This is a genomic window from Luteimonas lutimaris (assembly GCF_039537065.1).
Taxonomy (GTDB): Bacteria; Pseudomonadota; Gammaproteobacteria; order Xanthomonadales; family Xanthomonadaceae; genus Luteimonas; species Luteimonas lutimaris.
This window is the reverse complement of record NZ_BAAAZU010000031.1, coordinates 207,305-230,297: the sequence shown is the minus strand read 5'-3', so window position 1 is coordinate 230,297 and position 22,993 is coordinate 207,305. Positions and strand designations below refer to the sequence as shown.

The 22,993-nt window shown below is 68.6% G+C and carries 17 protein-coding genes and 1 pseudogene; 11 read left to right on the top strand and 7 right to left on the bottom strand.

From position 1 onward, the window contains the following. Positions 1 to 78 precede the first annotated feature (78 nt). Entirely contained in the window at positions 79 to 1,023 is a 945-nt protein-coding gene (locus ABD679_RS14790; RefSeq protein ID WP_425561920.1) for a DUF6607 family protein, read from the top strand. A gap of 65 nt (positions 1,024 to 1,088) precedes the next feature. Here the strand turns inward: ABD679_RS14790 and ABD679_RS14785 are convergent, their stop codons facing one another. From ABD679_RS14785 to ABD679_RS14775, 3 genes are read right to left on the bottom strand one after another with little or no spacing between them, the layout of a single operon-like run. Further along, complete coding sequence (locus tag ABD679_RS14785; RefSeq protein WP_344760772.1) at positions 1,089 to 2,231, bottom strand: PDZ domain-containing protein; 1,143 nt, start codon at positions 2,229 to 2,231, stop codon at positions 1,089 to 1,091. Between the two features lie 31 nt (positions 2,232 to 2,262). Further along, positions 2,263 to 2,853, bottom strand: a complete 591-nt coding sequence (locus ABD679_RS14780; protein ID WP_344760771.1) for a hypothetical protein — start codon at positions 2,851 to 2,853, stop codon at positions 2,263 to 2,265. Next, complete coding sequence (locus ABD679_RS14775) at positions 2,846 to 3,463, bottom strand: RNA polymerase sigma factor (protein ID WP_344760770.1); 618 nt, start codon at positions 3,461 to 3,463, stop codon at positions 2,846 to 2,848. Before ABD679_RS14775 ends, ABD679_RS14780 begins: the two co-directional genes overlap by 8 nt. Positions 3,464 to 3,560: 97 nt before the next feature. Between ABD679_RS14775 and ABD679_RS14770 the strand changes: the two genes are divergently transcribed. The 6 genes and pseudogenes from ABD679_RS14770 to ABD679_RS14745 form a co-directional block, all read left to right on the top strand. Then, positions 3,561 to 4,523 carry an SPFH domain-containing protein gene (locus ABD679_RS14770; RefSeq protein ID WP_344760769.1) on the top strand — a complete coding sequence of 321 codons (963 nt, stop codon included), beginning with the start codon at positions 3,561 to 3,563 and terminating at the stop codon, positions 4,521 to 4,523. A 6-nt stretch (positions 4,524 to 4,529) separates the two neighbouring features. Further along, entirely contained in the window at positions 4,530 to 4,964 is a 435-nt protein-coding gene (locus ABD679_RS14765; protein ID WP_344760768.1) for an NfeD family protein, read from the top strand. A gap of 20 nt (positions 4,965 to 4,984) precedes the next feature. Further along, entirely contained in the window at positions 4,985 to 5,644 is a 660-nt protein-coding gene (locus tag ABD679_RS14760; RefSeq protein ID WP_344760767.1) for a hypothetical protein, read from the top strand. Positions 5,645 to 5,734: 90 nt separating this feature from the next. Beyond that, on the top strand, positions 5,735 to 6,838 hold the full coding sequence (gene gcvT, locus ABD679_RS14755; protein WP_344760766.1) for a glycine cleavage system aminomethyltransferase GcvT: 1,104 nt from the start codon (positions 5,735 to 5,737) through the stop codon (positions 6,836 to 6,838). Between the two features lie 90 nt (positions 6,839 to 6,928). Then, positions 6,929 to 7,324: a glycine cleavage system protein GcvH gene (gene gcvH, locus ABD679_RS14750; RefSeq protein ID WP_344760765.1), complete on the top strand. Its 396-nt coding sequence runs from the start codon at positions 6,929 to 6,931 to the stop codon at positions 7,322 to 7,324. A gap of 1,386 nt (positions 7,325 to 8,710) precedes the next feature. Further along, positions 8,711 to 8,794 (top strand): annotated as a pseudogene (locus ABD679_RS14745) (histidine biosynthesis protein HisIE); the annotation flags it as partial. 391 nt (positions 8,795 to 9,185) lie between these two features. Here ABD679_RS14745 and ABD679_RS14740 read toward each other — a convergent pair. After that, positions 9,186 to 10,601, bottom strand: coding sequence for a serine hydrolase domain-containing protein (locus ABD679_RS14740; RefSeq protein ID WP_344760764.1), 1,416 nt, complete (start codon positions 10,599 to 10,601; stop codon positions 9,186 to 9,188). 81 nt (positions 10,602 to 10,682) lie between these two features. On the opposite strand from ABD679_RS14740, the gene ABD679_RS14735 reads away from it, so the two are divergent. Together ABD679_RS14735 and ABD679_RS14730 are read left to right on the top strand one after the other, a co-directional pair. After that, a complete protein-coding gene (locus tag ABD679_RS14735) occupies positions 10,683 to 11,279 on the top strand; it encodes a LemA family protein (RefSeq protein ID WP_344760763.1) in 597 nt (198 codons plus the stop codon). 23 nt (positions 11,280 to 11,302) lie between these two features. Beyond that, complete coding sequence (locus ABD679_RS14730; RefSeq protein WP_344760762.1) at positions 11,303 to 13,204, top strand: M48 family metallopeptidase; 1,902 nt, start codon at positions 11,303 to 11,305, stop codon at positions 13,202 to 13,204. Between the two features lie 100 nt (positions 13,205 to 13,304). Here the strand turns inward: ABD679_RS14730 and ABD679_RS14725 are convergent, their stop codons facing one another. Continuing rightward, positions 13,305 to 14,918, bottom strand: a complete 1,614-nt coding sequence (locus tag ABD679_RS14725; protein WP_344760761.1) for a GMC family oxidoreductase — start codon at positions 14,916 to 14,918, stop codon at positions 13,305 to 13,307. Positions 14,919 to 15,031: 113 nt separating this feature from the next. Between ABD679_RS14725 and ABD679_RS14720 the strand changes: the two genes are divergently transcribed. Further along, positions 15,032 to 16,336 carry an NTP/NDP exchange transporter gene (locus ABD679_RS14720; protein WP_344760760.1) on the top strand — a complete coding sequence of 435 codons (1,305 nt, stop codon included), beginning with the start codon at positions 15,032 to 15,034 and terminating at the stop codon, positions 16,334 to 16,336. A gap of 160 nt (positions 16,337 to 16,496) precedes the next feature. On the opposite strand, the gene ABD679_RS14715 is transcribed toward ABD679_RS14720, so the two are convergent. Beyond that, entirely contained in the window at positions 16,497 to 16,964 is a 468-nt protein-coding gene (locus ABD679_RS14715; RefSeq protein ID WP_344760759.1) for a hotdog fold domain-containing protein, read from the bottom strand. Positions 16,965 to 17,048: 84 nt separating this feature from the next. Beyond that, the gene (locus tag ABD679_RS14710; RefSeq protein ID WP_344760758.1) at positions 17,049 to 19,526 is read right to left on the bottom strand and encodes an acyl-CoA dehydrogenase; all 2,478 of its coding nucleotides are present in this window, start codon (positions 19,524 to 19,526) and stop codon (positions 17,049 to 17,051) included. A gap of 399 nt (positions 19,527 to 19,925) precedes the next feature. On the opposite strand from ABD679_RS14710, the gene ABD679_RS14705 reads away from it, so the two are divergent. Continuing rightward, positions 19,926 to 22,913 (top strand): outer membrane beta-barrel protein, encoded by a 2,988-nt coding sequence (locus ABD679_RS14705; protein WP_344760757.1) that lies wholly within the window; start codon positions 19,926 to 19,928, stop codon positions 22,911 to 22,913. The last annotated feature ends 80 nt before the right edge of the window (positions 22,914 to 22,993 follow it).

Here is a 22,993-nt window from a genome sequence, read left to right as displayed (position 1 = left end):
GTTGGCCGTCGCACGTCCCAACCCGATGATCCACCAAACCCGGAGAGTTGCATGAAAACCACACTGGCAGCCGCGCTGATGATTTCGGCGTTCGCCACCACCGCCGGCGCGCAGGTCGCGGCCGCGACCGCAGGCGCAACGGCCGCCCCCGCGCGCGACCACGACGCGATCCTCGCCATGCAGGGCGAACACATGGTCGACTTCGCCTTCGACGAAACCGTGCTGCTGCAGCCCGGCTACGAGCGCAGCCCGGCGATGCGCAGCGGCGGCGACGAAGTGGTGATCGTGGTCGAGGACACGCCCACGCGCGTGGTGCTGCAGCACATCCTGGTCGACGCCAGGAGCGGCCACGTCACCAAGCACTGGCGCCAGGACTGGACCTACGAGGCGCCGGTGCGCTTCGAGTTCAGCGCCGACCAGACCTGGACCGTGCGTGCGCTGTCGCCGGAGGAAACCCGCGGCGCGTGGACGCAGTGCGTGTACGAGGTCAGCGACGCGCCGCGCTACTGCGGCACCGGCAAGTGGAACTACGACGACGGCGTGGCCACCTGGACCAGCGACGCCACCTGGCGACCGCTGCCGCGACGCGAGTACACCAAGCGCGACGACTACAACGCGCTGCGCGTGGTCAACCGCCACACCATCGTTCCGGCCGGCTGGACCCACGAGCAGTTCAATACCAAGGTCCTGCGCAAGCCCGACGGCAGCCAGGTGGCGATCGCGCGCGAGTTCGGCTTCGACAACTACCAGAAGGTCGACGACATCGACTTCACCCCGGCCTACGACTACTGGAAGGCGACGAAGGACTTCTGGGTGCAGGTGCGTTCGCGCTGGGACGGTTTCCTCTCGCAGCCGCCGGGCGTGCACCTGAAGACGAAGATCGACGGCATGGCGATGATCATGCCGCTGTTCGAGCAGGCCGAGGCGATCCAGGGCGGCGCGGCGATCGACGAAGGCGCGATCGACGCGGTGTTCGCGCAGTGGGTGGAACCGGCGCCCGCGCCGGCGGTGGCCGGGCGCTGACGCCCTGGCATCTCCTGTGGGAGGGGTCATGGCCGTTCCCACAGGGGCCCGCGACGGAAGCCCGCCTAGGCAGCGTCGCGTTGGTCACCGGGTGCGGATGGCACAGCAGGCGGTACCGGCGCGGCCGGGGCCGCCGGCCCCATGGCCTGCGGTACGGGCGGGGCTGACGGAGCAGGCGGCGCCTTCGGCGGTTTTGGCGCGGCGGGTGGTGCAGGCGGCGCTGGCGGTGCCGGAGGCAGCGGCAGTGGTGCGAGCTGCGGCACCGTGACCTGGACCTTGCCGGCCTTGCGGTCGCGCAGGTAATCCACCGCCACCTTCGTGCCGCCGGGCTTGTTGTCCATCGCCGCCATCGCTTCGCGCGGGCTGGCCACGGCCTTGCCGTCGATGCGCTGAATCACGTCGCCGGCCTGCAGGCCGGCCAGCTCGCCGTTCGACAGCACCAGCACGCCGCGGTCGGTGCCGAAGTAGCGGCCCAGCTGCCTGTCGACCGAGGCCAGGTTCAGGCCGTTCCAGCGGAACGCGGACATCAGCGCCGGCATGTCGCAGTCGTTGTCCGTGCAGGCGGTGCCGGGACCGATGCGGATGATCTCGTGGCGGACTGCCGGCGGCACGCCCGGCGCGGGCGCGACCTGGATCCTGTCGGCGGAGACGCCCAGCTTGCCGCTGTCATCGAGCTCCACGCGCACGCTGCCTTCGGCACGCGTCACGGAGCCGTCGTCCTGCAGAATGTAGAGGCCCTGCCCGGCCTGCGGCACCACCTCGACGCTGGACGGCTTGCCGTCGCGCACGTAGCCGATCCGGACCGGCGACCCGGCTTCCAGCCGCGACGACAGCAGCTTGCGTGCGTTGCGCAGGCGCAGCTCGCCGTTGGACCCCTGCACCGTGCTGTCGCCGATTGCGGTGATGCGGTCACCGGGCTTCAGGCCGGCCTTCGCGCCGCCGCTACCCGGCGTCACCGCCGAGATCCGCACGCCCGTGCCGTCGTCGGGCGTGAGGACGACACCAATGACCGGGCGCGACGATTCACGACGGATCGTCGTGATCCTGCGCGGGGGTGTGACCCGGTCGTCGGACAGGCTTTGCAGTGCGGAGGCGGTGTTCACGTCCTCCGCGCGCTTGATCCGTTCGCTCTGTGCGTGCGCGGGGGCGGCCGCGGCCACGCATGCGGCCAGCGCAAGCAGGCTCTTGATTGTCAGTCGGGTGTCCATGGGAGCTCCGTGTCGGGCATGTGGGGCGCGATCAGTCGACGTGGACCAGCGCGGGTTGGTATTGCCTGCCTTGCGCGGCCAGCCAGCGGCGTGTGCTTTCCATGCCGGCGGATGCGCGCAGCAGTTCGACGCGTTCGCGCCACAGCTGCGACTGTTGCGTCGGCGCGAGTCCGGGCTGCATCAGCGCGGCGTCGACCGCGGCGAGCCGGGCGTCGAACTGCATCGCCATCGCCGCCGCCGCGCCGCTGGCCACGCGTCCGTCCCGGGCGTAGCGCAGCAGCGCCTCCAGGCGGGCGGATTCGGCCTGCAGCTGCGCGATGGCGCTGGCTTCGCCGTTCCCGGCGTCGTCCTGCGGCTGCGTTGCAACGGCGGGCGGCGTGGCCAGCGCGGGATGCGGCGCGTCGGACTGGCGCTGCAGCCATACCGGGACGGCGGCCAGCGCAAGCGCCGCCGCGGTGGCCAGTGGCAGCATCCAGCGCGGGCGGCGGCGTTGGCGCTGCGCGTCGAGTTGCCGCGAGACCACGTTCCAGCCGCCGGGCGGCGCTTCCTCCAACGGCAGCGCGGCGAAGGCCTCGTGCCAGTTGGCCGGCGGGGTGGACGGGGGCAGGTTGCGGTCAGCCATGGTCGTGTTCCTCGATCTGCAGCAGCGCGCGCAGCCGGCGCGTGCCGCGTGCCAGTTGCGACTTGGAGAAGCTCGGCGTGCGCTGCATCAGCGCCGCGATCTCCTCGTGGGTGTAGCCCTCGGCGTGGTACAGCCACAGCACGCCGCGGGTCGTGGCCGGCAGCCGGGCCAGCGCGCGCTGCAGCAGCGCGGCGTCGGCGGCGGCCGGCGGCGGCAGGGCACGCTCGTCGGCCGGCTCGTGGCCGTCATCGGGCAGCTCGCCGGCCTGGCGGCGTCCGCGACGCAGGTGCATCAGCGCCTCGTTGACGGCGATCTGTCGCAGCCAGCCCCAGAACGGGCTGCCACCGCGGCCGCGGAAATCGCCGATCCGGGCGATCACCTTGAGCATCGTGTCCTGCAGCACGTCCGCCGCCGCCTCGCGCTCGCCGCAGATGCGCAGGGCCAGCGTGAACACCGGCCGCTCGAAGCGGCGGTAGATCTGTTCCAGGGGCGCCCGTTCACCGGCGCGGGCGCGGGCCAGCAGCGCGTCCGGGACCTCGATCGCGAAGCTCGAGGGTCGGGCCGGGGCGGGCGGCGGCGTGGCGGCGGCTGGGAGGGATTCGATCAGCATTCCCCTGCATGGATGCGGCAGCGGCCGAAAGCGTCGCAGGCGGCCGCGGCCGGCCCCGGCGACCCTATACTGGATCCATCATCCAGGGAGGATTGCCATGTTCAGTGGATCGTTGCTCGCCCTTGTCCTGCTCTTCGCGGGCGTGGTCATCCTGTTCAAGACCGTGCGCGTGGTGCCACAGGGCTACGAATGGACCGTCGAGCGCTTCGGCCGGTACACCTACACGATGACGCCGGGCCTGCACTTCCTGGTCCCGATCATGTACAGCGTCGGGCGCAAGATCAACATGATGGAGCAGGTGCTGGAAGTGCCGAGCCAGGACGTGATCACCAAGGACAACGCCGTGGTCAAGGTCGACGGCATCGTGTTCTTCCAGGTGCTCGACGCGGCCAAGGCGGCCTACGAGGTGGCGACGCTGGAGATCGCGATCCTCAACCTGGTGATGACCAACATCCGTACCGCGATCGGCTCGATGGACCTGGACGAATCGCTGTCCAAGCGCGACGAGATCAACACCAAGGTGCTGATGGCGGTCGACGAGGCGACCCATCCGTGGGGCATCAAGGTCAACCGCATCGAACTCAAGGACATCGCGCCGCCGCGCGACCTGATCGAGGCGATGGCGCGGCAGATGAAGGCCGAGCGCGAGAAGCGCGCCAACATCCTCGAGGCCGAGGGCTTCCGCCAGGCGGCGATCCTCAAGGCCGAGGGCGAGAAGCAGTCGACCATCCTCGACGCCGAAGGCGATCGCCAGGCCGCTTTCCTGGAAGCCGAGGCGCGCGAGCGCCTGGCCGAGGCCGAAGCCAAGGCAACGCAGGTGGTGTCGGAGGCGATTGCCGGCGGCAACGTGCAGGCGATCAACTACTTCGTCGCGCAGAAATACATCGAAGCGTTCAAGGCGCTGGCGATGGCGCCGAACCAGAAGTTCGTGATGATGCCGATGGAATCGGCCGGCGTGATCGGCTCGCTGGCCGGCATCGGCGAACTGGCGAAGGAAGCGCTCGGGCAGCAGGGCACACGCGCACCGCAGCCGCCCGCCATGCCGCGGCAGGGAGGCTGAGCGGCCATGCGCTGGGACGTGTTCACCTGGGCCGCGGTCGCGCTGCTGCTGATGGCCGCCGAGACGATGGCGCCGGGCGCGTTCATGCTCTGGCTCGGCTTCGCCGCGGCGGCTGTGTTCGTCGGCGTGCTGCTGGTGCCGGGGATCCCGGTGCTGGCGCAGGTCGTTGCGTTCGTGGTGCTCAGTTTCATTTCCATCCAGGTCTACCGGAAGTGGTTCCGCAGTCGCGAACCGCAGAGCGACCGCCCGGCGCTCAACCGCCGCGTCGCGGCGCTGGTCGGCACGGTCACGACGTTGGAGCGGGCGATCGTCGACGGGCGCGGGCGGGTGCAGATCGCCGATGCCTACTGGGACGTGACCGGGCCGGACCTGCCGGCCGGTGCGCGGGTGCGGGTGGTCGCCGCCGATGGCATGACCCTTGTGGTCGACGCCGTGGGATGAGCGGCGGGGCGCGGGTTTGGGTGGCGGTACTGGCCCTGTTGCTGGCAGGTGTCGGGCACGCCGCCGAGACGTCGCGCGAAGTGCCGTACAAGGACCTCGTGCGGATCCCGCTGATGATGGAGACGGTGGACAACGACCACGTCTTCAGCGGTGAATTCTCGGTGGCGTCGGTTGACGCGAAACAACCCCTGCCGGCGGACCTGCGGGTGGAGGTCCTGGTCGGGGACGAGGCGATCCCGGTCCGGGTCGATTCCGACGGGCGGTTGCGGCTGCCGGTCCGCCAGGCGTGGGTCGATGCCGGTGCAAAACTGCGTATCAACCAGCCCAAGGGCAAGCTGCTGCTGGGCTACAACTTCCGCGCGCGGCCGCCGTCCGGCACCCGCATGCGCTACTCGCAGTTTGCCGAATCGGCGGCCGTCATGGAGCGTGGCATCAAGGCCGAAGCGGGGTGGCTGAGCTTCGCGGCACCCAAGCCCCACGCCCTGGACGTCCGCTTCCGGCCGGGGCCGGCGCAGGAACTCGAGATCCGGTTTGCCGACGGCACCAGCAAGCGTTGGCGAGCGGTCGCCGATGCCGGCGGCGGCTACAACGGCATCGAACTGCCGTGGAAGCCGGAGTGGGGTGACGCGGAAGTCATCCTCAGCGAGCCCGTCGGTGGCGTGATGCCTCTGGTCAAGTAGCGGCCGCGTCGCGCGCCGGCACGAACCGGCAGGCGGCGCGCGTCCGTGGCGTCTGGGATAATGACGGCCTTTGCCCAATACGAGCCCGCCATGACCCAGAAGACGATCCTCAACGATGCCCACCGTGCCCTCGGGGCGAAGATGGTCGACTTCGGCGGCTGGGACATGCCGCTCAACTACGGTTCGCAGATCGAGGAGCACCACCAGGTGCGCCGCGACGCCGGCATGTTCGACGTCTCGCACATGACCGTGGTCGACCTGCACGGGGCGAAGGGGCGCGAATTCCTGCGCAGGCTGGTCGCCAATTCGGTCGACAAGCTCAAGAAGCCCGGCAAGGCGCTCTACACCTGCATGCTCAACGAGCAGGGCGGGGTGATCGACGACCTGATCATCTACTACCTGGCCGACGACTGGTTCCGCATCGTGGTCAACGCCGCCACCCGCGACAAGGACATGGCGTGGATCGAACGGCAGGCCGCCGCGTTCGACATCGACGTCCGCGAGCGCACCGACCTGGCGATGATCGCGGTGCAGGGGCCGAACGCGCGGGACAAGGCGCTGGGGCTGGTCGCGGAAGACGAACGCGACCGCGTCGGCAAGCTCGGCAAGTTTTCCGCGGCCGAGGCGAAGGCCGCCGACGGCGCGCCGCTGTTCATCGCCCGCACCGGCTACACCGGCGAGGACGGTTTCGAGATCGTGCTGCCCGCCGACCGCGCCGTCGCGCTGTGGGACGCGCTGCTTGCCGCGGGCGTGAAGCCGGCCGGCCTGGGTGCGCGCGACACGCTGCGCCTGGAGGCGGGCCTGAACCTCTACGGCCAGGACATGGACGAAACCGTGACGCCCTGGGAGGCCGCGCTGGGCTGGACCGTGGCACTCGACGAAGGCCGCGACTTCATCGGCCGCGGCGCGCTGGAGGCGCAGAAGGCCGCCGGCGACGCGCGCCGCATGGTCGGCCTGGTGATGGACGAGAAGGGCGTGCTGCGCCACGGCCAGAAGGTGCTCACCGCCGGCGGCGAGGGCGAAATCCTGTCCGGCACGTTCTCGCCGACCCTGGGCAAGGCGATCGCATTCGCCCGCGTGCCTGCCGGCGGCGACGACACCGGCGTGCGCGTGGACATCCGCGGCCGCGAGGTGCCGGTGCGCGTGGTCAGGTTCCCGTTCGTGCGCGACGGCAAGCCGCAGGACGGCATCTGACCGGCGGTCGCACGGCTGCCGCCGCGCCGCGTTTCCTTCGCTAAACTAGCCACCCCTTCCACGACCGCAACACATCCGGAGCACCAGCCCATGAGCGAGATCCCAGGCGACCTGAAGTTCATGAAATCCCACGAGTGGGCCCGCGTCGAAGGCGACGGCAAGGTCACCATCGGCATTTCGGACCACGCACAGGGGCTGCTCGGCGACCTGGTCTACGTCGACCTGCCGCAGGTCGGCGACCGCGCCGAGGCCGGCAACGCGTGCGCGGTGGTGGAATCGGTGAAGGCCGCTTCCGACGTGTATTCGCCGGTGTCGGGCACCATCACCGCGGTCAACACCGCGCTGGCCGACAAGCCGGAGACCATCAACGAGGATGCCTTCGGCGAAGGCTGGCTGTTCGTGGTCGAGATCGACGACCCGGACCAGCTCAACGAGATGCTTGGCCCGGACGACTACGCCGAGCTGCTGGAAGACGAAGACCACTGACGGTTCCTGCAGTTCCTGCTGGCCCAGACGGCACCGCTTGCGGTGCCGTCGTCGTTTCCGGCGCCCGGATCCGCAGGCCGGGGCATTGCGATTGCTCCCGCCGAATGGTGGGCATCGCGCCTGCCGTGTGGCGTACGCAGCCCGAGCGTCCGGCGCCTGCATGAATGCGCGTCGGGCTGATGCCCCGGCGTGGCGAAAGCGGGATGCATGGCATCGCGTGTGGAAGAAGGGAGTGCGGCGGACGTGTCGTCCGCGGCGGTTGTTGTCGGCGAAGGACCCGCCGTCGTCGCTCCGGACTCCACGCGAATCGGCGTCGTGCAACGTCGTTGCAGCGATGCCGGAACGCGACGACGTGCATGCCTGCATGGCATGTCCCGCAACCGGCAATCGGGATGGCGTGCAACGCGACGGAGTTGTTCCGCGACGCATGCGGCAAGGGTGCGACACCGGTTCAAAGGCTGCGCAGTTTTGCGCAATCTGGCTTGTGCGGTGCCGGAAATGTTTGGGCCGCGGCAGTGCTCCGACAGCTGCCGTACACCCTTCCTGCACGGTCGCTCGCGCGGCGGCAACGCGATGCACGCTTGCATGCGGTCGCGTGCATGCAAATGCGCGCCGCGCGAAAAACAGCTTGTTTCGCGTGCTTTTTCGAACGCGCGAAAAAACATGCGCGTGCAATGTCGTGCATGGCGACGCCGACGGGCCGATGCGTTTGCCGCGGACGGCGCATGTGCATCCGTCCTGGGGGCGCGAAAAAACTTCACGAAGGTGTTGACAGCCGAAAAAACCGTGATTAGGTTTCGCTGCAACAGACGTTGCCGCAGAAGAGAGTGAGTCAAGTCACGACGAAAACGCGCAGCACAACCAAGACCTCTGCCCGGAAATTCCTCAAGGTGGAATCAGGCATCGTCTCCGCTGCGAAACTGCAACGTCATCGGAACCACCACCCGCTTCGTCCTGCGATGCGGGTTTTTTGTGCCGGCGCAACGCCGGCGTGCGTGGCTCCTGCACAGGCCCCCACCGCAGGTGGCGGGCTGCATCCGCATCCGTCCCGACGCGCCATGCGCGTCGGCGGTTGGTCGTGGGTCCGATACCCGCGGCGTTGTTTTGAACTGGGCTGCTACACCCGATAGTTCCACTGACGAGGAGAGCCATCTCATGGCCACGAAGAAAGCTGCAAAGAAGCGCCCCGCCAAGAAGGCGGCGAAGAAGGCGGTCCGCAAGACCGCGAAGAAGGCGGTTCGCAAGGTTGCCAAGAAGGCCACCAAGCGCCCGGCGAAGAAGGCCACGCGCAAGGTCGCCAAGAAGAAGGTCGCAAGGAAGACCACCCGCAAGGTTGCAAAGAAGAAGGTCGCCAAGAAGAAGGTCGCCAAGAAGGCCACCCGCAAGGTCGCCAAGAAGAAGGTCGCCAAGAAGGCCACTCGCAAGGTCGCCAAGAAGAAGGTTGCCAAGAAGAAGGTCGCAAAGAAGAAGGTCGCAAAGAAGACCGCCAAGCGTCCGGCGAAGAAGGCAGCCAAGAAGGTCGCCAAGAAGCGCCCGGCGAAGAAGGCTGCCAAGAAGGTCGCCAAGAAGCGTCCTGCCAAGAAGGCGGCCAAGAAGAAGCCTGCCAAGAAGGCTGCGAAGAAGGCCCGACGCCCGGCGAAGCGCGCCAAGAAGGCGGCAGCCGTGGCCATCCCGGCCGCTCCCGCTCCGATGATGTAAGAACAAGAAACCCGATCAACCGTCATCAGGCTCCCTCTCCGCATGCCCAGGCGGAGAGGGAGTTTTTTTGTTCCGGGTGGTTGCCGGCAGGGCCGGTGCTTCCCGCGGCGCGGCCTGCGCCGCATCCGGTGTCACGCCGGGAATGTCGCCGGCGCGTGTGGGCTCAGCGCGGGTTGGCGTTGGCCGACGTGGCCTGCGCGCCGCCGTGGCGCTCGGCCTGCGGCAGGTTGGGGCGCCTGGCCCGGTCGTCCTCGGCGTACATCACGTCCGGGAACGGATCGACGTCCAGCCAGCGCTGCGCGGGCAGGCCGATCGCACGGTCGAGGATGGTGGGCAACAGGCCCGAAGGCTGGCTGCTCTCGCCGTTCCACAGGATCGCCACGCCCAGGTCGCGCTGCGGCAGCAGGGCGATCGCGCCGCGGTAGCCCTGCACGGCGCCGCCGTGGAAGACGACGCGGTGGCCGGCATAGTCGTAGACGCGCCAGCCGATGCCGTAGCCGGCGGCGTTGAGCCGCTGCCGGCGCCAGGACGAGCCGCGGGTTTCGGACGGCGTCGCCACGACGGGCGAATGCAGCGTCGCCAGCAGCGGCGCCGGCAGCACGTCCGGGCGATGCCCGGTCTGCGCGATCAGCCACTGCGCCATGTCGCTGGCGCTGGCGTTGACGCCGGCGGCCGGTGCGACGCGGTAGTAGGTGGGCTTGGGTGTGAGTGAACGCCAGCCGCCACCGGCGCGCACGTGCGGGCGCGCCCAGCTCGGGCTGGCCTCGATGCCCTCGAGGCCGTAGCTGGCGTCGTTCATGCCCAGCGGCTTGAAGATGCGGCGGGTGACCGCCTCGCTGTAGAACTGCCCGCTTGCGCCGTAGACCACGTTGCCGACCAGGCTGAAGGCGACGTTCTGGTAGCTGTAGCACTCGCCGGGCGCGCACTTCATCGGCGCGTAGGCCAGCTTCTGCACCAGGGTGTTGTAGTCGACGTTGCGTTCGAGCTCGCGGTCGTAGGCGTTGTGGGTCAGGCCGACGCGCTGGCTCAGCACCTCGGCCACGGTCAGTTCCTGCGCGGCGCCGGGCCGCGAGAACTGGAGCGACGGCATGTAGTCCGCCACGTGGCTGTCCCAGCGCAGCGCGCCCTCGTTGACCAGCAGCCCGGTGATGGTGCCGGCGAAGGCCTTCGACAGCGACGCCAGGCGGAACACCGTGTGTTCGTCCACCGGCTCGGCGTTGCCCACGTCGGTGATGCCGTAGCCGCGCGCGCTGAGCACCTTGCCGCCCTGGACGATGGCCATGGCCATGCCGGGCACACGCTGGTTGGCGACCAGCTCCTGGGCGATCGCCTCGAACTGGCGCACGTTGAAGTCGGAGGACGGCGGCATGACCTCTTCCACCGGCGGCAGGTAGGCCGGCATCGAGGCGGGCTGGGTCGGAAGCGCCTTGGGAGCCGTGGAAGCGGCAGGCGCCGGGGCCGACGGCTGCACGTTCCAGCGAAGCGGCGTCTGCGCGGAAGTCGCCAGCGCCATCGGCAGCAGCGCGCCGATGAGCGCCCCGCGCCGGATCAGCCGCTGCCGCCTCGTCCTGTCTTTCATCGGGCCTGCCCCCTGCGTATGCTGCAATGCAGGTCGATCATAACGCCTGCTTCGCGGATTGCATGAACAAGGGGAACTTTGATGCTTAGTCTGTTGATCCTGCTCGCAATTGTGGTGGTGTTCGCAGTTTGGGCCGTGGGTATCTACAACGGCCTGGTGACCGCGCGCAACGCCTACAAGAACGCCTTCGCCCAGATCGACGTGCAGCTGCAGCGCCGCTTCGACCTGATCCCCAACCTGGTCGAGACCGCCAAGGGCTATCTCGAGCACGAGCGCGGCACCCTCGAATCGGTGACCGCCGCCCGCAACGCGGCGCAGGCCGGCCTGGCCGCCGCCAAGGCATCCCCGGGCGACCCGGCCGCGATGGCCGAACTCAGCCGCAGCCAGGGCATGCTCGACGGCGCCCTGGGGCGCCTGCTGGTGACGGTGGAGGCCTACCCGGACCTCAAGGCCAACCAGAACATGATGCAGCTCACCGAGGAGCTGACCAGCACCGAAAACCGCGTCGCCTTCGCGCGCCAGGCCTTCAACGATTCGGTGATGGCCTACAACAACAAGCGCGAGGTGTTCCCCTCGAGCATCGTCGCCGGCATGTTCAACTTCGCCCCGGCCGCGCTGCTGGAGATCCCGGCCGACCAGCAGGAACAGGTGCGGGCGGCGCCGAAGGTCCAGTTCTGAGAAGCCGGTCCCCGGCGCCATCGATGAACTTCTTCGAACACCAGGCCAAGGCGCGCCGCACCTCGACCCGGCTGGTGCTGCTGTTCGCGCTCGCCGTGCTGGCCATCGTGGCGGTGATGGACCTGGTCATGCTGGCGGTGTTCGGCGGCGGCGGAAACGCGGGTGGGGTGCTGGTGTTCACCACGCTGGTGACGCTGGCGGTGATCGGCGGGGCGTCGATGTACCGCATCGCGTCGCTGCGCGGCGGCGGCGAGGCGGTCGCGCTGCAGTTCGGCGGCACGCCGGTGTCCGGCGACACCACCGACCGCTACCTGCAGCGGCTGCGCAACGTGGTCGAGGAAATCGCCATCGCCTCCGGCGTGCCGATGCCCGGCCTGTACGTGCTGGAGCACGAGTCGGCGATCAACGCCTTCGCCGCCGGCTATTCGCCGTCCGACGCGGTCATCGCGGTGACGCGCGGCGCGCTGGAGAAGCTCAACCGCGACGAGCTGCAGGGCGTGATCGCGCACGAGTTCAGCCACATCCTCAACGGCGACATGCGCCTGAACATCCGCCTGATCGGCGTGCTGTTCGGGATCATGGTGATGGGCATCATCGGCCGCCGCCTGATGCTGCATGGCGGCATGAGCCGCAACAGCCGCGATGGCGTGGTGGTGTTCCTGATGGTGGCGCTGGTGGCGATCGTGGTCGGCTACGTCGGGCTGCTGTTCGGGCGCATGATCAAGGCCGGCATCAGCCGTACGCGCGAGTCGCTGGCCGATGCCTCGGCGGTGCAGTTCACCCGCCAGACCGCGGGCCTGGCCGGCGCGCTGAAGAAGATCGCCGGCGTGTACGAAGGCTCGCGCCTGGGCGGGGCCGCGGAGACCGAGGAAATCAGCCACATGCTGTTCGGCGAGGGCATGGGCTTCAGCGGCCTGTTCGCCACCCATCCTCCGATCCTCAAGCGCATCCAGGCGCTGGAGCCGGGCTTCAACGCCGCGCAACTCGAGCGCCTGCAGGCGCAGTGGCGCGCCGCGCCGCCCAACGGCCTGCAGGAGGATGCGCGCATGGGCCTGGCCGGCGCGCACGATGCGCTGCCCGCGGCGGCGACGCGGCTCAACGTCACCCCGGCGATGGTGTCCGCGCAGGTCGCGCAGCCGGAGTCGGACGACTACCGCCGCGCCGACGCCATCGTCCATTCGATCCCCGATGCGCTGCGCGAGCTGGCGCGCGACCGCGAGCAGGTGATGCCGCTGCTGCTGGCGATGCTGCTCGGCAGCGACCAGGCGGTGCTTGGCAAGCAGCGCATCGAGATCGCCTCGCGCATGGGCAACGAGATGGCCGAAGCCGCGTTCGCCCTGCGCGGCACCCTGGGGCAGGCGCTGCACCCGATGCAGCGGCTGCCGCTGGCGTCGCTCTCGTTCCAGGTGCTGCGGCTGCGGCCGCGGCCGCAGCTGGACGTGTTCATGGACACGGTGGCCGCTACCGTCAATGCGGACGGGCAGGTGTCGCTGTTCGAGTACTGCCTCGGGCAACTGCTGCGCGTGCAGGTGCGCGAGTCGCTCGATCCGGGGCGCTACGCGCACTTCGGGCGGCGCAAGCCCGGCAACGTGAAGCAGGAGTTCGCGACCCTGCTGGCAGTGGTCGCGAAGGCCGGCAACCCGGACGACCAGGCGGAGGCGCAGCGCGCCTACCTTGCCGGCATGCAGCGGGTGCTGCCGCGCGACCACGTGCCCTACGCGCCGCCGGCCGAGGGCGTGCTGGCGCTGGACGCGGTATGGGAGCCGCTGGATGCGCTCGACCCGCTGGCCAAGCAGGTGATGGTCGAAGCGATCACCGCTGCGGCAAGCCACGACGGGCGCATCTCGGTGGCCGAGGCGGAGTTGCTGCGCACGATCTGCGCAGTGCTGCATTGTCCGCTGCCGCCGATGCTGGAGCGGGCGTAGCAGCGCATTACCGCTGCGCGACATCCAATGAACCGTCATCCCCGCGCAGGCGGGGAGCCAGTGACTTCGGCACGGGTGGGCGTGCAGCCTGCCCCGGGAATCAGGCCCGGCCGCGAATCAGGTCCGCTGCGCGCTCGGCGATCATGATCGTCGGCGCGTTGGTGTTGCCGGTCGGCAGCGTCGGCATCACCGAGGCGTCGATCACGCGCAGGCCGTCGATGCCGCGCAGGCGCAGTTGCGGGTCGACCACCGCCGCATCGTCGCTGCCCATGCGGCAGGTGCCGATCGGGTGGTAGACGGTCTCGGCCTTGGCGCGGACGAACTCGACCAGCTCGGCATCGTTGCGCGGCAGGCGAGGCGGGAAGATCGGTGCGCCGCGATACGGGGCAAAGGCCGGCTGCGCGAACAGGTCCAGCGAAATGCGCGCGCACTCGACCATCACCTTCAGGTCGAAGCCTTCCGGGTCGCCCAGGTAGTTGGCCTCGATCCGCGGCTTGTCGGTCGCGCGGTCGCTGGCCAGCGTGATCCGGCCGCGGCTGCGCGGGTGCAGGTTGCAGGCGTGCAGGGTGTAACCGTCGCCGGGCAGGCGGTTGCGGCCGTGATCGTCGATCATCGCGGGGATGAAGTGCAGCTGGATGTCGGCGCGGTCGTCCGTGGCCAGCGGCGAGCGCAGGAACGCGCCGCCTTCGGCGATGTTGCTCGTGCCCGGCCCGCGGTGGCCGCGCAGGAAGTAGTCGAAGGCCAGCTTCAGCTCGTTGGCGCGGTCGTAGCTGGTGCGGCGGGTCTCGTGCTGCAGGGTGCACACGTCGAGATGGTCCTGCAGGTTGGCGCCCACGCCGGGACGATCGAGCAGGACGTCGATGCCGTGCCGGCGCAGTTCGGCCTCCGGGCCGATGCCCGACAGCATCAGCAACTGCGGCGAGTTGATCGCGCCGCCGCTGAGGATCACCTCGCGCGTGGCCTGGTAGCGGAATGCGCGGCCGCGTTGCCGACCGGCCACGCCGGTTGCGCGCTGGCGGTCGAAGGTGATGCGTTCGACCATGGCGCCGGTGCGCACGGTGAGGTTCGGGCGCGGCCTGGCGGGGTCGAGGTAGGCGACCGCGGCGGAGCAGCGCGCGCCGTCGCGCTGGGTGACCTGGTACAGGCCGACGCCGAGCTGCGAGGGGCCGTTGAAGTCGTCGTTGCGCGCCAGGCCGGCCTGCTGCCCGGCTTCGATGAAGACCCGTGACAACGGATTGACGTTGCGCAGGTCCGAGACCGTCAGCGGGCCGTCGCCGCCGTGCAGTTCGCCGGCCCCGCGCGCATTGCCCTCGGCGCGCCTGAAACAGGGCAGCACGTTCGCCCAGTCCCAGCCGTCGGCGCCCTGCGCGGCCCAGCCGTCGTAGTCGCCGGCGACGCCGCGGATGTAGCACATCGCGTTGATCGAACTGGAGCCGCCGAGCACCTTGCCGCGTGGCCACCAGATCACGCGGTTGCCCAACTGTGGCTCGGGCACGGTGCTGTAGTCCCAGTTGATGCGCCGGTTGCCGGCGATCTTCGCCAGGCCGGCGGGCATGTGGATGAAGGGGTGCCAGTCGCGGCCGCCGGCTTCCAGCAGCAGCACCCGGCAGGCGGGGTCCTCGGTCAGGCGGTTGGCGAGTACGCAACCGGCCGAGCCGGCGCCGACGATGATGTAGTCGTAGTCCGCGCGCGCGTTGTTGCTGGATTCGGTCATCGGGCCATGTTGGGCAGCGGGCCTAGAGCATATGCTCGGCGCGCGCTGGCGGGACAGGGCGGTCATCGGCTAACGTGCGCGCAACCGGCGCCTGCCGGCACGACGGGATCCGGATGAGCAGCGAAGGCGGCAGGGTGCATGGCGGCGAATGGCGCGCGGTGGCGCTGTCGTTCGTGTATTTCTTCTGCGTGCTGGCCGCGTACTACGTGATGCGGCCGGTGCGCGAACAGCTCTCGGCCGCGGTGGGTTCGACCCAGCTGCCGTGGTTCTACGGGGCCACCTTCATCGTCACCCTGGCGTTGAGCCCGATCTTCGCGGCGCTGATCTCGCGCTGGCCGCGGCGCATCGTCGTGCCGGTCGTCTATGCGTTCTTCATCGCCTGCCTGCTGGCGTTCGTGCCGCTGTTCACCCACCAGGGGCTGCTCAGCCCGCGCATGCTGGGGATCGTGTTCTTCGTCTGGGTGAGCGTGTTCAACCTGTTCGTGGTGTCGGTGTTCTGGAGCTTCATGTCGGACATCTGGAGCACCGAGCAGGCGCGGCGGCTGTTCCCGATCATTGCGGTGGCCGGGACGCTGGGCGCGGTGGCGGGGCCGACGCTGACCCGCACGCTGGTGGGCGTGATCGGGGTGGGGCCGCTGCTGATCGTCTCGGCCAGCCTGCTCGGCGTGGCCCTGGTCTGCGTGGTACTGCTCGGGAGATGGGCGCGAGAGCACGGTGCGCGCCGGAACGAGGCCGGCCACGAGGACGCGGTCGGCGGCAGCATGTGGGACGGGCTGAAGCAGATCTTCGCCGACCCGTTCATGCGCGGCATGGCGATCCTGCTGCTGCTGGCCGACGGTATCGGCACGGTCAACTATGCGCTGGTGACCGATTATTCCGGTGCGACCTTCGTCGACGCGGTGGCCCGCACGCGCTTCGCCGCCAACGTCGATCTCGCGGGCAACCTGCTGACGATGGTGACCCAGCTGTTCGTGACCCGCTGGCTGCTGCCGCGCAGGGGGCCGGGCTTCGTGATCCTGGTCTGGGCACTGACGAGCATCGTGGTGCTGATGGTGGTGGTGTTCTCGCCGGATCCGCACGCCCCGCTGCTGGCCGGCATGCCGGCGGTGGCGATCGCGCTGGTCGTCAGCCGCGGCCTGGCCTACGGCATGGCCGAACCGGCCCGCCACAGCCTGTACACGCGGGTGCCGCGCAGCGTCCGCTACAAGGGGCAGAACGCGGTCGACACTGCGGTGTGGCGGTTCGGGGACGTGGCGATCGCCTCGGGCATGAACGGCCTGAGGACGCTCGGCATGACCACCGGCGGATTCGCCAGCCTCAGCGCCGTGGCCGCGGTGGCGGCAGCGGCCATCGGCTGGCGGCTGGCGCGACGCGTGGAAAGCGTGCCGGGCACGCAGCCCGCCGAAGCGGCGCGCTGACCTGCCGCTGCACGCTGTTGCCCGCGGGAGATGTGGATGCCGCTGCTGCGCGGCCACCAAGGGGCTTGCCGACGGCATCCATGCGGCGTGCCGGGGCGTTGCCGATTGCGCCGAAGCACCTCGACGGGTGCGCGCTGCACCGCCGGAGTCCGGCCCCGGCTCAGCGGCGCGGTGACACCCACATCGCGATACGGGCACGGAACACGGTCTCGCCGGCCGGATCGTTGACGGCTACGTCGACCGGCAACTCGTAGCCTTCACCAGCCTCGGCCACCGGCCGCGCGAGCGTGGCCACCGCGCGCATCGTGCCGGTCGCCTTGCGCAGGTATTCGACCGTCATGCCCTTGGGGATCCAGCGCATCGACGGCGGCAGGCCGGCGTCGATCGCCAGGCCGCCGGTCAGTTCGGCCAGGTTGCACAGCGCGATCGCATGCACGGTGCCGATGTGGTTGGTGACCGCGCGGCGGTGGCGCAGGCTGGCCACGCAGCGGCCGGGTTCGAGCAGTTCGATCCGCGGGCGGATGCTGGAAAAGTAGGGCGCCTTGAAGCACACCGCGCGCGAGAACAGCCAGTGCCCGGCCGGCCAGCGGGTGATGCGGCGGTAGAGGTCAAGGACGGATGCGGGCATGGCGTGTCCGTGCGATCGGGGATTCGTGCCCCTGCCTTGTGGGAGCGGCCACGGCCGCTCCCACAGGTGGCGATGGGAGGCGCCTCAGGCCGCTTCGCGCGGCTCGCGCTTGTGCTGCGGCAGGTCGTAGTAGGACGCGGCGCGCAGTTCGTGCGTGTCGAAGTCGTCGACCATGATCGCGTCGAGCGTCAGCGCGCGCAGTTCCTCGAGCTGGACGCGTTCGTCGGCGGTGATCCAGCCCTCGCGCACGCCCTCGTCGAGCTGGGATGCGAAGTCCAGCGCCTCGATGTCGCTGTTCTTCAGTGCCTTGAGGAACTTGCGCTCCACCGGCTCGGCGGCGATCGCCTTCGCCAGGTAGCTGTCGATGCGGCCGGCCGGGTTGTTCTCGCCGGGCGTGGTGAACACGCCGCGGGCAAGCCGGTCGCGCGCTTCGTTGGGCGCCATCAGCAGCGCGGCGGCGCGATGGCCCAGGCGGTCGCTCGGCGCCTGCGCGCGGCGGCCCCACGGGAACACCAGCAGCCACAGCAGCCAGCCCACCGGGCGAATCGGGTAATTGCGCAGCGCCGCGGACAGGGCCAGCTCGGTGCGGTGCACGGAATCGTGGAACGCCCACGCCAGCAGCGGCTGGTCGCCGACCGGGCAGCCTTCGTCCTGATAGCGCTTGAGCATCGCGCTGGTCATGTACAGGTGGCTGAGCACGTCGCCCAGGCGCCCGGACAGCGACTCCTTGAACTTGAGCTTGCCGCCCAGCAGCAGCATCGAGGCGTCGGCGATCAGCGCCAGGTTCGCCGAATAACGGTCGAGCTTGCGGAAGTAGCGCCGCGTGTAGTCGTCGCCCGGCGCCTTGCCGACCTTCGCGCCGGTCAGGCCGAACCAGAACGAACGCACCGCGTTGGAGATCGCGAAGCCGATGTGGCCGAACAGGTTGCGGTCGAACTCCTCCAGCCCGGCCTTCTCGTCCGGGTTCTGCGCGGCCTTCATTTCCTTCAGCACCCACGGGTGGCACAGGATCGCGCCCTGGCCGAAGATCAGCAGGCTGCGGGTCATGATGTTGGCGCCCTCGACCGTGATCGCGATCGGTGCCGCCTGCCAGGCGCGGCCGGCGAAGTTGCGCGGCCCCAGGATGATGCCCTTGCCGCCGAGTACGTCCATCACGTCGCTGGACACCTCGCGCGCCATCGTCGTGCAGTGGTACTTGGCGATCGCCGACGGCACCGCCGGGGTCTCGCCGCGATCCACTGCCATGGCGGTGGCCTGCGACAGCGCGCTGATCGCGTATGCCTTGCCCGCGATCCGTGCCAGCGCTTCCTCGACGCCCTCGAAGCGGCCGATCGACAGGCCGAACTGCTTGCGGATGCGCGCATAGGCACCGGTCGCGATCGCGCCCATCTTGGCGCCGCCGCTGGCCGTGGAAGGCAGGGTGATCGAGCGGCCGATCGACAGCTGTTCGTTCAACATCTGCCAGCCCTTGCCGGCGTAGTCCTCGCCGCCCAGCAGCTGGCTCAGCGGGATGAAAACCTCGCGCCCGTGGATCGGGCCGTTCTGGAACGGCGAGTTGAGCGGGAAGTGGCGGCGTCCGATGTCCACGCCGGCGGTATCGCGCGGCACCAGCGCGATGGTGATGCCGATGTCGTTGGTGTCGCCGATCAGCCCGTCCGGGTCGTACAGGCGGAACGCCAGGCCGATCAGCGTGGCGACCGGCGCCAGGGTGATGTAGCGCTTGTCGAAGGTGAGCTTGATGCCGAGCACGTTGGCGCCGTTCCACTCGCCCTGGCAGACGATGCCGTAGTCGGGGATGGAGGTGGCGTCGGAGCCGGCGAACGGGCCGGTCAGGCCGAAGCAGGGCACCTCGCGGCCGTCGGCCAGGCGCGGCAGATAGTGGTCCTTCTGCTCTTGGGTGCCGTAGTGCACCAGCAACTCGCCCGGGCCGAGCGAGTTGGGCACGCCGACGGTGGAGCTGACCACGCTCGACATCGAGGAAATCTTCTGGATCACCTTGTGGTGCGCCAGCGCCGAGAAACCCAGGCCGCCGTATTCCTTCGGGATGATCATGCCGAAGAACTTGTTCTGCTTGATGAAATCCCACAACTCCGGCGGCAGGTCGGCGTGGATGTGGGTGATCTCCCAGTCGTTGATCCGCGTGCACAGCTCCTCGACCGGGCCGTCGAGGAAGGCCTGCTCCTCGTCGGTCAGCCTGGGCGCCGGTTGCGACAGCAGCTGGTCCCAGTCCGGGTCGCCGGAAAACAGTTCGCCCTCGAAGCCGACCGAGCCCGACTCCAGCGCGATGCGTTCGGTCTGCGACAGCGGCGGCAGGATCCTGCGGTAGAACTTCAGCAGCGGCGCGGTAATCAGCGGCTTGCGGATGGCCGGGATCAGCAGTGGCACCGCGATCAGCGCCACCAGCACGGCGGCGACGATCACCGCGGCATGGTTGGCGCCGAGCAGCCAGCAGCCAACCAGCAGGGTGGCGGTGATCGCGGCCCACCAGGCCAGCCGCAGCCGGTGGTAGGCGGCAAATGCGCCGGCGAGTAGGAAGGCGATGAAGGGAAGTGCGATGCCCATGTCTGGACTCCGTGAGCTGCCTGAACGGGGAGGGTAGCCGGCGCGGCGTTGCCGCGGCGCGAGCTTTACCATACGCTCAAGTATGGATGCTTGGCCGGCAAAGTCAATGGCCGTGCCTCAAGGGGGTGTATTCGGAGGAAAGTCCTTGATCTCACGGGCTTTTCAGGCCCGCAGTAGTGGGCGGGAATTAATGCGGCGCAACAATGCCTGCAATGCCGGGAACTTTTTTGCAACAAGGGGCTTGTTAAAGATTTGTTCCGTCACTTATAGTCGATCCAGTCATGCCATTCCGGCCTTGACGACATGCAGTCCTTTTTGGCAGGCCGTTCTCGTTAAAACCGGCCTTGCAGGGGGGCATGTAATTCCAGCCACGACTGTTCCTGGGGAGGGTAAACACTGATGGCTTCCAGTCATTACTTTGTCAAAGGCCTGCGACGCAGCGCGCTCGCTGCCGCGTTGGGCATGTGCTTCGTCGGCGCGGCGCTGGCCGCCGAAACCGGCGGCCTGCGCATCACCATCACCGGCAATGACGGCCAGCCTGTCGCGGGCGCGACGGTGAAGGTCAGCTCGCCGGACAGCCTGGTGTCGAGGTCCGGCGTGACCGAGGCCGATGGCAGCGTCCGCCTGACCGGCCTGGATCCGGCCACCAACTACACCGTCCAGGTGGATGCCAGCGGCTATTCGGACTTCAGCGCCGACAACGTCGCGGTGGTCAGCGGCAAGAACCTCAGCCTCGGTTATGCCCTCGGCGCGACCAACCTGGACACGATCGTCGTGACCGGTACCGCGCTGGCCGCGGTGGACACCACCTCGGCCACCGTCGGCACCACGCTGAACCTCGACATCGTGGAAGCGCTGCCGACCGGACGCAGCTACCAGAGCTACCTGCAGCTCGTTCCGGGCGTGAAACCCAGCGCGGGCGGCAACCCGGCATCGAAGTCGGGCGTGAACTATTCCGACATCGGTGGCACCACCGGTACGTCCACCGACAACCTCTACTACCTGGACGGCGTCGACGTCACGGACAACCAGACCGGCACCTTCGGTGCGAACTTCAACTCCGAGATCATCCAGGAGCAGCAGGTGCTGACCGGCGGCGTGCCCGCCGAGTACGCGGGCGGTTCTGGCCTGATCTCCAAGGTCGTCACCAAGTCCGGTAGCGACGAATTCCATGGTTCGATCAACTACTACCTGCAGAACGACAGCCTCGTCGCCAACGACAAGCACGGTCAGTCGGCCGGGTTCTCGACCTATGACACCGCTATCACGCTGGGCGGTCCGCTGATCAAGGAAAAGCTGTGGTTCTTCGGCTCCTACCAGATCAAGAACCGCGACGACGACATCACCAGCCCGACCACCGGTGAAGCCCTGCGTTCGGTGTCGACCGAGCAGAAGCTGGCGTTCTTCAAGGCCACCTGGCAGCTCACCGACGACGACCGCCTGACGGGTACCTTCTTCAACGACCCGTACGAGCGCGACGGTTCCACCAGTCCCAACACCCTCAACAACCGCAGCCTGGCGCGCAAGCAGGGCGGCGACAACTACAAGCTCGAGTACTCGCACGATTGGGAAAACGTGCGCCTGAGCATGTACGGGTTCGAGCACAAGTCGGAAGTCTCGGACATCGCGGCGGTTGGTACGGCGCGCAACAACGTTGCCTTCCGGCGTCCGTCGACGGCGGCCGAGCAGCAGCAGGGCGGCGCGGGCTCCGATATCGAAACCTGGCGCAATCGCAAGGAATACGGCCTGACGCTCGAGTACTGGCTGGACACCTCGTTCGGCTCGCACGCCTTCAAGGGCGGGCTCGCGGTTTCGGACAACGAGTACAAGGAAGACCTGCGCTACACCAGCGAGGAACTCGCGCAGTACACGTCGATCGGCAATGATTTCGCCGGCGTCAGCTTCGACGAGTTCGTGGACGCAGGCTGGTCGGGTTCGCGCTCGGTCACCGGCGTGGACATCCCGCGCATCCAGGCCGCGATCAACAGCAGCTCGGACAGGGCCTACTTCCTGGGCCTGCTGGACACCAACAACGACGGCACCGTATCCAATGAGGAAGTGGGTGCCTACCGCTTCACCAGCACCGCCGGCAATCCGACGGGCGCGGTGAACAACTACCGCATCGTGCAGTCGACCGCGGCGCCCTACAACGTCCAGACCAAGGGCAAGTCGGCCTACATCCAGGACACCTGGACGCTGAACCAGTGGACGGTCAACGCCGGCGTGCGCGCGGAGCAGTGGGCGCACCACGGTTCGGACGGCGCCGAGCTGTTCACGTTCGACTGGGAATTCGCTCCCCGCCTGAGCGTGGTGTACGACATCTTCGGCGATGGCCGCAGCAAGCTCTGGGGCTTCTACGGCCGGTATTACGATCCGATCCGCACCAACATGACGGACTTCGCCGGCAACCTGACCGGTTCGGTGTATGACGAGCAGATCTTCCTTGGCGATCGCTGGCTGACCTTCCGTACCCGCGGCGGCCCGACCACCCCGGATGCGGTGTTCGCGCCTTCGACCAAGACGCCGTACACGGACGAGTTCATGCTCGGTTACGCGACCACCTTCGGCCAGGACCTGAGCCTGCAGGTGACCTACACGAACCGCAAGACCAGCAACATCCTCGAGGACTACGACCTGGCGCTGTACTCCAACCCGGACGGCGACCCGGAGAACGGCGAGGCCAATTCCGCTTCCGCGTTCTACCTGCCGTATTCCTACTTCGGGTATGACGGCAAGCCGAACTCGAACTACGTGATCGGCACGCTCGCGGGCGGCAAGCGCGAGTACCAGGGCCTCGAAGTGACCCTGATGAAGCAGAAGAGCAACAACTGGCAGGGCATGATGTCCTACACGTACAACGACGCGAAGGGCAACACGAACTCGGACAGCAACGCCGACTTCCAGGGTGACTGGATCGCGATCGATCCGCGCGCGCCGAACATGTGGGGCCCGCAGCCGGGCAACATCGAACACCAGTTCAAGGCGTTCGGTACCTACTTCTGGGATTCGGGCTTCGAGCTCAGCGGCGTGTTCAACTGGAACAGCGGCCTCCTGTACAGCCGGACGTTCCTCGTTTCCTCGCGCAACCTGCCGGAAATGGGTGACGTGTACGAGTACGGCGGCGTGTACGACAGCTGGGTCGTGCCTGGTGCGGTGGGCAGCGAAACCGGCCCGGCGTACTACACGCTCGACGTCCGCGCCAAGTACACCCGGCCGCTGCCGTTCGGCAAGCTCGAGTTCTTCCTCGATGTGTTCAACATCCTCGACAAGCAGTCGGCGACCTCGGAGCAGAGCCTGCTCGCTGGCGGTTCCGGCTTCCAGTTCGGCCAGGCGATGGACTGGGTCGAGCCGCGTCGTGCCTACCTGGGCGTTCGCTACTCGTTCTGATCCAGACGTAAAACTCGGGACCCACTTGACGCCGGCGCGGAAGCGCCGGCGTTTTTTCTTCATGAAATGCGTGGAACGGT

Bases quoted from the DNA above. Each gene is read 5' to 3' on its own strand.
- ABD679_RS14790 (WP_425561920.1), top strand. From the start codon at position 79: ATGATTTCGGCGTTCGCCACCACCGCCGGCGCGCAGGTCGCGGCCGCG.
- ABD679_RS14785 (WP_344760772.1), bottom strand. From the start codon at position 2,231: ATGGACACCCGACTGACAATCAAGAGCCTGCTTGCGCTGGCCGCATGC.
- ABD679_RS14780 (WP_344760771.1), bottom strand. From the start codon at position 2,853: ATGGCTGACCGCAACCTGCCCCCGTCCACCCCGCCGGCCAACTGGCAC.
- ABD679_RS14775 (WP_344760770.1), bottom strand. From the start codon at position 3,463: ATGCTGATCGAATCCCTCCCAGCCGCCGCCACGCCGCCGCCCGCCCCG.
- ABD679_RS14770 (WP_344760769.1), top strand. From the start codon at position 3,561: ATGTTCAGTGGATCGTTGCTCGCCCTTGTCCTGCTCTTCGCGGGCGTG.
- ABD679_RS14765 (WP_344760768.1), top strand. From the start codon at position 4,530: ATGCGCTGGGACGTGTTCACCTGGGCCGCGGTCGCGCTGCTGCTGATG.
- gcvT (WP_344760766.1), top strand. From the start codon at position 5,735: ATGACCCAGAAGACGATCCTCAACGATGCCCACCGTGCCCTCGGGGCG.
- gcvH (WP_344760765.1), top strand. From the start codon at position 6,929: ATGAGCGAGATCCCAGGCGACCTGAAGTTCATGAAATCCCACGAGTGG.
- ABD679_RS14740 (WP_344760764.1), bottom strand. From the start codon at position 10,601: ATGAAAGACAGGACGAGGCGGCAGCGGCTGATCCGGCGCGGGGCGCTC.
- ABD679_RS14735 (WP_344760763.1), top strand. From the start codon at position 10,683: ATGCTTAGTCTGTTGATCCTGCTCGCAATTGTGGTGGTGTTCGCAGTT.
- ABD679_RS14730 (WP_344760762.1), top strand. From the start codon at position 11,303: ATGAACTTCTTCGAACACCAGGCCAAGGCGCGCCGCACCTCGACCCGG.
- ABD679_RS14725 (WP_344760761.1), bottom strand. From the start codon at position 14,918: ATGACCGAATCCAGCAACAACGCGCGCGCGGACTACGACTACATCATC.
- ABD679_RS14720 (WP_344760760.1), top strand. From the start codon at position 15,032: ATGAGCAGCGAAGGCGGCAGGGTGCATGGCGGCGAATGGCGCGCGGTG.
- ABD679_RS14715 (WP_344760759.1), bottom strand. From the start codon at position 16,964: ATGCCCGCATCCGTCCTTGACCTCTACCGCCGCATCACCCGCTGGCCG.
- ABD679_RS14710 (WP_344760758.1), bottom strand. From the start codon at position 19,526: ATGGGCATCGCACTTCCCTTCATCGCCTTCCTACTCGCCGGCGCATTT.
- ABD679_RS14705 (WP_344760757.1), top strand. From the start codon at position 19,926: ATGGCTTCCAGTCATTACTTTGTCAAAGGCCTGCGACGCAGCGCGCTC.